Consider the following 12179-nt stretch of genomic DNA (forward strand, 5'->3'; position numbering starts at 1 on the left):
AGCCAGCGGCTTTTTCGGCAACGGCAAGTTCAGCCTCGAGACCGGCATCACCTATGCCCGTTACGACGCCCGCCAGCTGACCCTCAATGGTTTCCTGGCGCTGGACTCGATCTTTCTCGGCAACATCAACCTGGACCGGATCAAATCCGACAGCTGGACCCTGGACCTGACCGGCCGCTACAACCTCGATAACCGTTGGCAGTTCGACCTCAACGTGCCGGTGGTCTACCGCGAATCGACCTACCAGTCCGGCGGCGCCGGCAACGATGCCACGGCCACCTCGGAAGCGTCCGTGACCCGCGACCCCACCATTGGCGACGTCAACTTCGGCGTGGCGTACAAATTCCTCGATGAAACCCCTAACCTGCCGGACGCCGTGGTGTCGGTGCGGGTGAAGGCGCCTACGGGTAAAGAGCCGTTTGGCATCAAACTGGTCAGGCAACCGAGCAACGACAACCTCTACCTGCCCGAAAGCCTGCCGACGGGCAACGGCGTGTGGTCGGTCACACCGGGCATCTCCCTGGTCAAGACCTTCGACCCTGCGGTGTTGTTCGGCTCGCTGTCGTACACCCACAACTTCGAAGACTCGTTCGATGACATCAGCAGTCAGGTCAACCAGAAGGTGGGCGGCAAGGTGCGCCTGGGCGACAGCTTTCAGTTCGGTGTCGGCGTAGCCTTTGCCTTGAACGAAAAAATGAGCATGTCGTTCTCGGTGTCCGACCTGGTGCAGCGCAAAAGCAAGCTCAAGCCGGACGGCGGCGACTGGCAGTCGGTGGTGTCCAGCGATGCGAATGCGGGCTACTTCAACGTCGGCATGACGATTGCGGCCTCGGATAACCTGACCATCGTGCCGAACCTGGCGATCGGGATGACCGATGACGCGCCTGACTTCACGTTCAGTCTGAAATTCCCGTATTACTTTTGATTGAGAGGTAAACACTTTTTAAATGTGGGAGGGGCGGTGCGACGATTCGACTTGCCCCCAATGGCGGCCTCAGGGCCGACAAGGATGTTGTGTCGATCCCGGCCCAAATGTGGGAGGGGGCTTGCCCCCGATGGCGGCCTCAGAACCGACCAGGATGTTGTGTCGATCCCGGCCCAAATGTGGGAGGGGGCTTGCCCCCGATGGCGGCCTCAGGACCGACCAGGATTTTGTGTCGATCCCGGTCCAATGTGGGAGGGGGCTTGCCCCCGATGGCGACCTCTGGGCCGACCAGAATTTTGTGTCGATCCCGGCCCAAATGTGGGAGGGGGCTTGCCCCCGATGGCGGCCTCAGGGCCGACCAAGATGTGGATCAGACCGAGTACATATCCGTTTCTGCGGTAACGGCTGCAATAGGTTCCGCTTTTACAGCGGCTCACTTTTGAAAAGCGCAAAAGTAAGCAAAACGCTCTTGCCCCACCACTCGGCACCTCGCTAATGCTCGGTGTGCCCTCTCTCCGGCTTGAATCCGTGGGCCGCCGCAATGGGCCATCCATGGCCCAGTGCGGCTAACCCGGCGTCCTGCCGGGTTACCCACGGATTCAAGCCTGCGTTCGGCCAGCGTGGTTTAACGGGGCGCCTGAGATCAAGATCAAAAGCAAGAGCGGCTCGCTTCGCATCGTGGTTACCGGCTACGGCGGTGTGTGGCCTATGCCCCCTCCCACATTTTGATTTGCATGCACCCTTTGAAAAAAACCTAGCGGATCTGGTGTTTGTGCAGCAACCGGTAAAACGTCGGCCGGGAAACGCCCAGCACCCGGGCCGCGATACTCAGGTTGTCGCTGTGCCGGTGAAGTACGTCGCACAACGCTTGGCGCTCGGCGCGGTGCTTGTAATCTTCCAGTGTCGCCATCGGCGGCGACACGGCCTGCGGGCCTTGCAATCCCAGGTCAACCGCCTCGATCTGGCGCCCTTCAGCCAGGACCAGGCCACGGCGCACACGGTTGGCCAGTTCACGCACATTGCCCGGCCACGGGTGTCGGCCCATCGCCACCAAGGCCTCTTCGCTGAAGCTGCGCGGGCGGCGGCCGGTTTCCTGGCTATAGAAACGCGAAAAGTGATTGGCCAGCATCGCCACGTCGCCATGGCGCTCGCGCAGGGGCGCGGTGACGACTTGCAGCACGTTCAGCCGGTAATACAGGTCCTCGCGAAAGGCGCCCTTCTCGACGGCGGCCTCAAGGTCAACGTGGGTCGCAGCCAGCACCCGCACATCCACCGGGATGGGCTGGCTGCCGCCCACGCGCTCGATCTGTTTCTCCTGGAGAAACCGCAACAGGTTGGCTTGCAGCTCCATGGGCAGATCGCCGATTTCATCAAGGAACAGCGTGCCACCGTGGGCGGCCTCGATGCGTCCGACCTTGCGCTGATGCGCACCGGTGAAGGCGCCCTTTTCATGGCCGAAGAGTTCCGACTGGATCAGATGTTCAGGAATCGCTCCGCAGTTGATCGCCACGAACGGCTTGGCATGTCGTTGGGACTGCCGGTGCAGCATCTTGGCCACCAGTTCCTTGCCGGTGCCGCTGTCTCCCCGTATCAGTACCGGCGATTCAGTGGGCGCCAGCTTCGACAGCAATTTGCGCAGTTCGCGAATGGGCCGGCTATCGCCCAGCAACTCATGCTCAGGCCCACCCACCGGGGTGTTGCCCTTGCCGCGCAGGCGCGCCATGCCAAAGGCGCGCCCGAGGGTGACCTGCACCCGCGACACATCGAACGGCAAGGTGTGGAAGTCAAAAAACCATTCGCAGACGAAATCCCCGACGTTCTGCAGGCGTAGCACGTCCTGGCTGAGTACCGCGATCCATTCGGTGCCGCTACGACCAATCAGCTCCTTGACCGCCTCGGGCCGTTCCAGATGACAAGGCTGCAACCGCAACAGGCCGACATCGCAGGACCGCTCACCGACATCTTCGAGGGTACAGCTGTCGACTTCCCATCCGACCGTGCGCAAGCCGGGCAGCAACCCGTGACAATCCTCGCAGGGGTCGACGACCAACAAGCGGCGTTGCGCAGAAGTCACAACCATGACTATTCCTTGGCGTCAGTTTTTATTAATAGAAACAATAGTTTGTAGCGACAAGACAGCAACATATCAAAATATTGACGCTGTGCTTGTACCCTTTCGCTATAAGTGCGAGCAAAAAGCCATCAACCCGTAAAAAGTTGCCCACCGGCCAAACGTTAGTTCCGCTTTTAAAACAGCCGCTTAGATGACTTCAGTCAGGGAAAGTTAAAATTTCTTGTCCTGGCATGTGACCCGCCCCCCACCATCGTGCATCAGTACAAGTAACCCACCGCACGGTCAGCCCAACCGCCGGTATTCACTTGAATGGGCACAGAGAGAGACGACACACATGAACGCTCCGCTGCGCATCAACGAAGCTCTTTTGATTGCAGACCGTGCCTTCCAGCCCTTCCAGTGCGTGGCCTGGCACGACGGTCATGGCGCCCTCAGCCTGAGCGTCATCGACCGCACCAATACCCGTATCGGCAGCCAACAGCTGTCATCGACCAGTTACACTGACCCGGCGCAATTGGAAGACTTGCTGTTGCAGGCCCGTGCCGAGCTCGACAAAAGTGGCTACCAGTTGCAGCAATGGGCAATGCCCAAGTAAGTGAGGCGGGAACTTCCGATCACTGCATTACAGTGATCGGAAGTTGCACTTACTTATCGCGCGTTGAGTATAAATCGCTCGAACGCTTCGGCAGCACCGTCCTCGACATTGCTGCCGGTGACCACGCTGGCCTGACGCTTGACGGCTTCTTCCGCCTGGCCCATGGCAATCGATAAACCGGCCACCTGAAACATCGCCGGATCGTTGCCGCCGTCGCCAATGGCTGCCGTTTGCGCAAGCGGCACCTCGAGGTGCGCCGCCAGGGTCTTCAAGGCCTCGCCTTTATTCGCCAGCATCGCCGTCACATCCAGATAAACCGGCTGCGAACGTGAGACCTGAGCCAGGCCCTTTACCTTCGGCTGCAACTGCGCTTCCAGCTCCACCAGCAACTGAGTGTTATTGCTCGCGGCGACGATCTTGTCGACCCGGTCCAGGTAGGGCTCGAAACTCTCCACCACCACCGGCCCGTACCCCAGTCCGTCGGCTTCGCGCTGCTCCATCGGCCCGGGCGAGTCACGGCGCAGCCAGTCGCCATCGGCGAACACCCAGACTTCCACATCCGGTTCGGCCGAGAACAGTGCCAGGGTCACTAACGCCGCTTCCGCCGGCAGATGGTGGGCCACCAGGATGCTGCCATCGGGGTTGATCAACGTACCGCCGTTGAAACCCGCCACCGGCACGTCGATACCGAAGGTCTCGATCAGGTGCATCATGGCCTTGGGCGGGCGCCCGCTGGCCAGGCTGAAAAACACCCCGGCATCACGCAACGCGCGAATCGCATCGGCTGTGCGCGGGCTGAGGCTGTGATCCGGATGCAGCAAGGTGCCGTCCACATCACTGAGGATAAAACGGATGGGATGAATCGCTGCATCACTCATCCGAGGCTATGCCAGGCACGGCCATCGCGGGCCAGCAATGCATCCGACGCCGCCGGGCCATCTTCGCCGGCCTTGTAGGTCTGGATGCCATCGTCTTCTTTCCAGGCATCCAGGAACGGCTGCACGGCGCGCCAGCCGTTCTCGATATTGTCGGCGCGCTGGAACAGGGTCTGGTCGCCGGTCATGCAGTCGTAGATCAGGGTTTCATAGCCCGTCGACGGCTGCATCTCGAAGAAGTCCTTGTAGTCGAACCCCAGCTCGATATTGGCCATTTCCAGGGTCGGCCCGGGCTTTTTGGCCAGCAGGTCGAACCACATGCCTTCGTTCGGCTGGATCTGGATCTTGAGGTAGGTGGGCTTGAGCTCATCGACGTCGGTGTCGCGAAACTGCGCGTAAGGCGCCTGCTTGAAGCAGATCACGATCTCGGTGTCGCGAATGCTCATGCGCTTGCCGGTTCGCAGGTAGAACGGCACGCCGACCCAGCGCCAGTTATCGATCATCACCTTGAGCGCAACGAAGGTCTCGGTGCTGCTGTCAGGCGCGACATTGGCTTCTTCGCGATAGCCCGGCAGTTGCTTGCCGGCGATTTCACCGGCGGTGTACTGGCCGCGCACGGAGTTGGCCCGCGCATCTTCCAGGGACCAGGGCCGGATGGCACCGACCACCTTGGCCTTCTCACCGCGCACTGCGTCGGCACCGAAGGCTGCCGGAGGCTCCATCGCGACCATGGCCAGCAACTGGAACAGGTGGTTGGGCACCATGTCCCGCAGCGTGCCGGTTTTTTCGAAGAAATTACCCCGGGTTTCGACGCCGACGGTTTCTGCGGCGGTGATTTGCACGTGGTCGATGTAATGGTTGTTCCAGAACGCCTCGAACAGCACGTTGGAGAAACGGCTGATCAGGATGTTCTGCACCGTTTCCTTGCCCAGGTAATGGTCGATGCGATAGATCTGCTTCTCGCTCATCACCTTGAGCAGGCACGCATTCAACGCTTCGGCGCTGGCCAGGTCGGAACCGAACGGTTTCTCGATGACCACGCGGCGAAACCCCTCCTGCGTCTCATCGAGCAACCCGGCACTGCCCAGGCGCTGCACCACTTCACTGAAGAAGCGCGGTGCTGTCGCGAGGTAGAACACCGCATTGGCGCTGCCGCTGTCGGCAATTTTCTGCGCGATATCGGCGTAGGTGCTGTCGTCGAGGAAGTCACCCTCGACGTAGCTGATGCCTTTGGCCAACTGGGCCCACAACTGTGGGTCCAGCCCATTGTCGGCATTGCCCCGGACCTTGCCGGCGGCTTCGGTGCGAATGAAGTCCTCGAGTTTCTTGGCGAAGTCAGCGTCGCTGATGGCGTTGTGATCAACACCCACAATGCGCAGGCCATCGCCCAGCAGCCCGTCGCGACTCAGGTTGTACAGCGCCGGCATCAGCAGGCGCTTGACCAGGTCGCCATGGGCGCCAAACAGAAACAAGGTAGTGGGTGGAGCGGGTTCGGCCTTGGGTTTCTTGCCGTTGGCGGTCATTTTTTGGAAGTCTCCACGTGGCCGCCAAAGCCGAAGCGCATGGCCGAGAGCATTTTGTCACCGTAGGTGCTCTGCTGGCGCGAACGGAAACGGGCGAACAGCGACGTCGACAGCACCGGTACCGGCACCGCCTGCTCCATGGCCGCTTCGATGGTCCAACGGCCTTCGCCGCTGTCAGCCACGGAACCGGAATAGCCGTCCAGCTTCGGATCGGTCGCCAGGGCGTCGGCGGTCAGGTCCAGCAGCCACGACGACACTACGCTGCCACGACGCCAGACTTCGGCAATGTCGGCCACGTTCAGGTCGAAGCGTTGGTCTTCGGGCAGGTTGTCCGAGTTCTTGGTCTTGAGAATGTCAAAACCTTCGGCAAACGCCTGCATCATGCCGTATTCGATGCCGTTGTGGATCATCTTGACGAAGTGGCCGGAGCCCGCCGGGCCGGCATGGATATAGCCGTGCTCGGCACGCGGGTCGGCGGAGGCCGAACGGTCCCTGGTGCGTGGGATGCTGCCGATGCCAGGCGCCAGGCTCTTGAAGATCGGATCAAGGCGCTGCACGGTTTCGACGTCGCCACCGATCATCATGCAGTAGCCGCGTTCCAGCCCCCACACGCCGCCGGAGGTGCCGACGTCGACGTAGTGCAGACCCTTTTCCGCCAGGGCCTTGCCGCGACGTACGTCGTCTTTGTAATTGGTGTTGCCGCCATCAATAATCACGTCACCGCTTTCCAGCAGCCCGCTCAGTTCATTGATGGTGTCTTCGGTGGGAGCGCCCGCCGGTAACATTACCCACACAGCGCGAGGCTTTTGCAGGCCGGCCACCAGGGCTTTCAAGTCGGCGACGCCGGTGGCGCCCTCCTCGCTCAGGCCTTTGACAAAGGCTTCGTTACGGTCATATACAACGGTGGTATGCCCATTGAGCATCAGGCGCCGCGCAATGTTACCGCCCATGCGGCCTAGTCCGATAATCCCCAGTTGCATGTGCTGATGCTCCTAACTGCTAAAAAATGTGTGACATAGTTTATAGCGCAATGAGGCTAATGAGGGTTAGTCCAGAGCGGATCCGCGTAGTTTCATGCTAAAAAAGTTGCCAGCATTTCACCATCACAGCGGCAAAAGTCACACGACCACCAAAAATAAAAAAGTTCCCTTGATGTGAAAAAGAATTCAAACTTGCCACGACTGCTGCCGCTCACCTGTTTCGGCGGCGCGATCTACCCGGCTATTTGCGAGGCAAGCAATGAGCACAGCACAGATGACCCGACCGCCACAGACCCTCTACGTCAGCATCCGCCGCGATGAATTGCGTCAGTTGAAGGACGAGCGCGATCAGTTGCAACAGGAAGTCCTGCGCCTGCGTTCCCACCTCCAGGCCCAGCTGGAGCTGCCGTCCGGCGCCAAGCCCGCACTCTGCTGAACGCCTTTGGTTAGTTTGTAAGGCAATACCTACAGAAAACTCACAAAGTTTTCACACGCCTGTCCCGATACTCCCGCCCGCGATGCCGCTCATGTTCTGAGCGGCCCGATGTTGCGCGCGTGTGCGCGACGATCATTTTCTGATGGGGCGCTGGATGGCGATGTTCAAACGCAGCACGACGACTGCGAAAGGTTTTGATTGGGCCGGCCTTGGCTGGTTATTCCTGTTTTTCTGGTATTTCTCGGGTATTACCCAACTGCTTATCCAACTGACCGGTACGTCCGGCTTCAGTGGTTTCCGCCAGGCATTCTTCATGAGTGCACTGTGGCTGGCGCCGATGCTGCTGTTCCCCCGGCAAACGCGGGTACTGGCCGCCGTGATCGGCGTGGTGCTGTGGGCCTGCTCCATGGCCAGCCTGGGTTACTTCTTTATTTACCAGCAGGAATTTTCCCAGAGCGTGATCTTCATCATGTTCGAGTCGAACATTTCTGAAGCGGGCGAATACGCCACCCAGTATTTTGCCTGGTGGATCGTGCTGGCGTTCATTGCCCACACCGCGTTCGCGGTGTTCCTGTGGACACGCTTGCGCCCGGTGTACTTGCCGCGCGGCCAGTCGATCGTGGCGGCCATCGCCATCGTATTGGCGATTGTCGGCTACCCGCTGGTCAAGCAGATCGCCACCAGCGACACCATGGAACAGGCCATCGACCGCTTTGAAACCCGGATCGAACCGGCTGTGCCCTGGCAGATGATCGTCGCCTACCGCCGCTACACCGAACAACTGGACAACATGCAAGGCATGCTGACCAGCGCCAGCCAGATTCCACCCTTGAAAAACCTCAAGGACAGCATGGCCGGCCAGCCGTCCACGCTGGTACTGGTGATCGGCGAGTCCACCAACCGCCAGCGCATGAGCCTCTATGGCTACCCGCGCAATACCACGCCGGAACTGGACAAGCTGCGCGACCAACTGGCGGTATTCGACAATGTCATCACCCCGCGCCCCTACACCATCGAAGCGTTGCAACAGGTACTGACCTTCGCCGACGAAGAAAACCCTGACCTGTACCTCAAGACGCCGTCGATCGTCAGCGTGATGAAACAGGCCGGCTACAAGACGTTCTGGATCACCAACCAGCAGACCATGACCAAGCGCAACACCATGCTCACGACCTTTTCCGAACAGGCCGACGAGCAGGTGTACCTGAACAACAACCGCAACCAGAACGCCCGCCAATACGACGGCGATGTACTCGCGCCGTTTTCCAAGGCCCTGGCCGATACCGCCGAGCGCAAGTTCATCGTGGTGCACCTGTTGGGCACGCACATGAGCTACCAGTACCGGTATCCGCCGACGTTCGACAAGTTCACCGACCGCCAGGGCGTGCCGCCGGGTGTCAGCGACGCCCAGTTGCCGACGTACAACAGCTATGACAACGCCGTGCTGTACAACGACTTCGTGGTCTCGAGCCTGATCAAGGACTACGCCAAGACCGACCCCAACGGCTTTTTGCTGTACCTGTCGGACCACGGCGAAGACGTGTTCGACTCTGTCGGCCATGACACCCTGGGCCGCAACGAAGGCAAGCCGACCGCGCCGATGTACACCATTCCCTTTATGGCCTACGCCTCACCCAAGTGGCGCGAAAGCCACGACTGGAGCTTCGCCGGCGACCTGCAGCGGCCTTACAGCAGCTCGCAGCTGATCCACACCTGGGCGGACCTGGCCGGTTTGAGCTTCGACGAGCTGGACCGCAGCAAAAGCCTGGTCAGTGACAGCTTCAAGCCGCGTCCCCGGCTGATCGGTAACCCGTACGAAACCAAGCAGAAAGCCTTGATCGACTTCAGCCTGATCAAACCGAAAAAGGCCGACAGCACCGAGGTGGTGGTCAAGTAACAGAGATGTTTATAAACGAAAGATAATAATCATTCTCGTTAAAGCCTAAAGTTCCGCGCCTCCTTTCGTCTTTGAGCCATACCCGCCCTTTCCGGGGCGGCCTCAAAGACGACAAGGAGTTCGCCGCGATGCTCGCGCCTTTCACCCGTTCCATCACCCTTACCCTGGGCCTGTTCAGCCTTGCGCCAAGCGCTGAACTGCTGGCCGAAACCGACCCCGAACACGCCCCCGCCAGAGCCCTCGAACTGGGCGCCACCCGCGTCACCGCCGACGGCCTGGGCGCGACCACCGAGCACACCGGCGCCTACACCACGGGCTCAATGAGCACCGCCACCCGCCTGAACCTGTCAGTCAAGGAAACCCCGCAATCGATCTCGGTGATCACGCGCCAGCAGATGGATGATTTCAACCTCAACACCCTGACCGATGTGTTGCGCCAGACCACCGGCATCAACGTCCAGCACAATGACTCCGACCGCGTGTCCTATACCTCCCGTGGCTACGGCATCAACAACTTCCAGATTGACGGGATGCTCAACACCTTCGGCTACATGAAGAGCGATGCCGACACCATCATCTATGACCGTATCGAAGTGGTGCGCGGCGCCACCGGCCTGACGACCGGCGCGGGCGATCCTTCGGCCACCGTCAATATGGTACGCAAGCGCCCGACCGCCCAATGGCAGGCGAAAACCGGGATCAGTGGCGCCACCCATGACAACTATTACAGCTACCTCGACGTCGGCGGCCCGCTGGCCTTCGACGGCAAACTGCGCGGGCGCAGCGTACTGGCGTACCGTGACAGCAAATCCTTGCGCGATAACTATGCACTGCAGCGCGCGGTCGGCTACGGCATTCTCGAGGGCGACCTGTCCGACGACACCGTGCTGGCCGTAGGTTTCGATTACCAGGACAAGCAGGTACAAGGCACGTCCTGGGGCACCGTGCCCTACTGGAACGGCCAGGGCGGCAAGGCCGGGCTGTCGCGCTCCACCAATATGGCCGCGCACTGGAGTTCCTGGCCGCTGACCGACAAGACCACCTTCGCCACCCTCGACCATCGCCTCGGCGGCGACTGGCACCTGAAGGCCGCCTACACCCATCGCCAGAGCGATACCGATGGCAAGGTGTACTACGGCGGCGCGGGTTTCCCCAATGCCGACCGCAGCGGGATGACCGCCTGGGCCAGCCATATGCGCGGCACGTCGAGAATGGAAGCCATCGACCTCAACCTGGCCGGCAGCTACGCGCTGCTGGGCCGCGAACATGCGCTGATGATGGGCTATGGCGAGGCCGCGCAACGGGACACTTCGCCCTTCATGCGCAACAATCTGCCTGCCAGCTATTACCCCATCGCGGACTGGAAGCACATGGGCGGTATCGGCAAGTTCACCGATGAGGTCACCGACCTCAAGGGCGAGCACAGCAAGAAACAACAGAAAGCCGGCTACCTCGCCACTCGCCTGAGCCTGACCGACCGCCTGCATGCCGTACTCGGCAGCCGCTACGGCAGTTGGGAGCTGGAAAGCGCCACCCCCGAATACAACGCCAACAATCAACTGACCGCTTCCGGCAAGACCGGCCAGACCCATAACGATATGTTCACGCCCTACGCCGGGCTGCTGTACGACATCACGCCGCAATACACCGTCTACGCGAGCTACACCGACATTTTCAAGCCGCAAAGCGCGAAAGATGTGAACAAGAAATACCTGGAGCCGGTGGTTGGCAGCAACTATGAAGTTGGCCTCAAGGGCAGCGTGCTCAACGAGCGCCTGAACCTGGCGGCGGCGTATTTCTGGAGCACCCAGGACAACGTTGCCGAGCGCGATGACGCGGTGCCGCCCAACCCGGTCACCGGCGAGGAATACTATAAATCCGGCGGCAAGGGTAACAAGGTGAAGGGTTTCGAGCTGGAGGCGGCCGGCGAAATCACACCGGACTGGAACCTGACCGCCGGCTACACCTACACCCATTCGGTGAATGGTACCGGCCAGCGCAACAACACCGGCCAGCCGTTGAACCTGCTGAAAATATCCAGCGCTTATCGCCTGCCGGGGGCCTGGCGCAACCTGACCGTGGGCGGCGCGGTGAATTGGCAGAGCGACATCCATGAGTTCGGCAACCGGCCCACGGGCGAACGCAATGACAAAGGCAACTTGATCACCACGCGGGCAAAGATCGAGCAACCGGGCTACACCGTGGTCAACCTGATGTCGCGCTACGAGTTCGACGAGCAGCTGACGGCGTCGATCAACGTCAATAATCTGTTTGACAAGAAATATTACGAGCGCGTCGGTTTTTACAATGGCGTGTATTGGGGCGATCCGCGCTCGATTACCCTGGCATTGGACTGGAGGCTGTAGCACCCTGCCCTGCGAAGTTAAAAACTATTAACTTCGCGGGGCAATTTCGTTAATTCCCACTTAATAAGATAGCGCCATAGTCGCCCCACGATCCGATCATGGAGTGACCGGACACCTATCACTCTTAATGGGAATACCGTCATGAAACTTTCGACACTGATGCTTGCCAGTCTGATGACCCTGACCTCCGCCGCCGCCTTTGCAGAGGGCGGTTCAGAGCGTTCCAGGGAGTTCTACAAAAACTTCAGCTTCATTCAGGAAACAACTCACGGCAAGGCCGAACAGCAAGTTGCGTCCGCCGATGGCAAACCGGTTAAAGCCACTACTGCCGAACCCGCCCAACCCAAAAGTTGATTTAATACTGAGTTAATCCGCAAGTACCCTGTGCCAACCCGCTCCTTTGGCAAAGGTTTTATTGGGCGCCATTCAATGGCGCCTTTTTTTTGCAGTGCTTTTATTAAAGTGACTTGTTCCATAACAACAATTGATCGTTCCTTGATCGTTCTCA

The 12179-nt window shown here is 60.0% G+C and carries 10 protein-coding genes; 6 read left to right on the forward strand and 4 right to left on the reverse strand.

What is annotated here, in order from left to right; translation table 11 throughout:
* On the forward strand, positions 1 to 925 hold a 925-nt coding region (locus tag BFP90_RS01815; protein WP_065895813.1), incomplete at its 5' end, for a hypothetical protein.
* Between the two features lie 754 nt (positions 926 to 1679).
* Here the strand turns inward: BFP90_RS01815 and BFP90_RS01820 are convergent.
* A complete protein-coding gene (locus BFP90_RS01820) occupies positions 1680 to 3005 on the reverse strand; it encodes a sigma-54 dependent transcriptional regulator (RefSeq protein ID WP_065895814.1) in 1326 nt (441 codons plus the stop codon).
* Between the two features lie 328 nt (positions 3006 to 3333).
* Here BFP90_RS01820 and BFP90_RS01825 point away from each other — a divergent pair, with 328 nt between their 5' ends.
* Entirely contained in the window at positions 3334 to 3594 is a 261-nt protein-coding gene (locus BFP90_RS01825; RefSeq protein WP_065895815.1) for a hypothetical protein, read from the forward strand.
* A gap of 53 nt (positions 3595 to 3647) precedes the next feature.
* On the opposite strand, the gene BFP90_RS01830 is transcribed toward BFP90_RS01825, so the two are convergent.
* The 3 genes from BFP90_RS01830 to gnd are packed head-to-tail and all read right to left on the reverse strand — an operon-like array spanning position 3648 to position 6972.
* Complete coding sequence (locus BFP90_RS01830; RefSeq protein WP_065893032.1) at positions 3648 to 4472, reverse strand: Cof-type HAD-IIB family hydrolase; 825 nt, start codon at positions 4470 to 4472, stop codon at positions 3648 to 3650.
* Entirely contained in the window at positions 4469 to 5992 is a 1524-nt protein-coding gene (gene zwf, locus BFP90_RS01835; protein ID WP_065887394.1) for a glucose-6-phosphate dehydrogenase, read from the reverse strand. Before zwf ends, BFP90_RS01830 begins: the two co-directional genes overlap by 4 nt.
* Positions 5989 to 6972 (reverse strand): phosphogluconate dehydrogenase (NAD(+)-dependent, decarboxylating), encoded by a 984-nt coding sequence (gene gnd, locus BFP90_RS01840; protein WP_065887395.1) that lies wholly within the window; start codon positions 6970 to 6972, stop codon positions 5989 to 5991. The genes zwf and gnd overlap by 4 nt, the downstream gene beginning before the upstream one ends.
* Before the next feature lie 259 nt (positions 6973 to 7231).
* Between gnd and BFP90_RS28715 the strand changes: the two genes are divergently transcribed.
* From BFP90_RS28715 to BFP90_RS01855, 4 genes are all read left to right on the forward strand, one after another.
* Positions 7232 to 7408, forward strand: a complete 177-nt coding sequence (locus BFP90_RS28715) for a DUF6026 family protein (RefSeq protein WP_163003427.1) — start codon at positions 7232 to 7234, stop codon at positions 7406 to 7408.
* Positions 7409 to 7562: 154 nt separating this feature from the next.
* Positions 7563 to 9305 (forward strand): phosphoethanolamine transferase CptA, encoded by a 1743-nt coding sequence (locus BFP90_RS01845; RefSeq protein WP_065895816.1) that lies wholly within the window; start codon positions 7563 to 7565, stop codon positions 9303 to 9305.
* Between the two features lie 128 nt (positions 9306 to 9433).
* Entirely contained in the window at positions 9434 to 11671 is a 2238-nt protein-coding gene (locus BFP90_RS01850; RefSeq protein WP_065893034.1) for a TonB-dependent siderophore receptor, read from the forward strand.
* 141 nt (positions 11672 to 11812) lie between these two features.
* Positions 11813 to 12025: a hypothetical protein gene (locus tag BFP90_RS01855; RefSeq protein WP_065895817.1), complete on the forward strand. Its 213-nt coding sequence runs from the start codon at positions 11813 to 11815 to the stop codon at positions 12023 to 12025.
* The last annotated feature ends 154 nt before the right edge of the window (positions 12026 to 12179 follow it).

The sequence above is a fragment of the Pseudomonas sp. 24 E 13 genome (assembly GCF_900004715.1).
Classification (GTDB): Bacteria; Pseudomonadota; Gammaproteobacteria; order Pseudomonadales; family Pseudomonadaceae; genus Aquipseudomonas; species Aquipseudomonas orientalis_A.

Excerpts from the sequence above, each read along its gene's own strand:
- BFP90_RS01845 (WP_065895816.1), top strand. The coding sequence starts at position 7,563 with ATGGCGATGTTCAAACGCAGCACGACGACTGCGAAAGGTTTTGATTGG.
- gnd (WP_065887395.1), bottom strand. The coding sequence starts at position 6,972 with ATGCAACTGGGGATTATCGGACTAGGCCGCATGGGCGGTAACATTGCG.
- BFP90_RS01830 (WP_065893032.1), bottom strand. The coding sequence starts at position 4,472 with ATGAGTGATGCAGCGATTCATCCCATCCGTTTTATCCTCAGTGATGTG.
- BFP90_RS01850 (WP_065893034.1), top strand. The coding sequence starts at position 9,434 with ATGCTCGCGCCTTTCACCCGTTCCATCACCCTTACCCTGGGCCTGTTC.
- BFP90_RS01855 (WP_065895817.1), top strand. The coding sequence starts at position 11,813 with ATGAAACTTTCGACACTGATGCTTGCCAGTCTGATGACCCTGACCTCC.
- BFP90_RS01820 (WP_065895814.1), bottom strand. The coding sequence starts at position 3,005 with ATGGTTGTGACTTCTGCGCAACGCCGCTTGTTGGTCGTCGACCCCTGC.
- BFP90_RS01825 (WP_065895815.1), top strand. The coding sequence starts at position 3,334 with ATGAACGCTCCGCTGCGCATCAACGAAGCTCTTTTGATTGCAGACCGT.
- zwf (WP_065887394.1), bottom strand. The coding sequence starts at position 5,992 with ATGACCGCCAACGGCAAGAAACCCAAGGCCGAACCCGCTCCACCCACT.
- BFP90_RS28715 (WP_163003427.1), top strand. The coding sequence starts at position 7,232 with ATGAGCACAGCACAGATGACCCGACCGCCACAGACCCTCTACGTCAGC.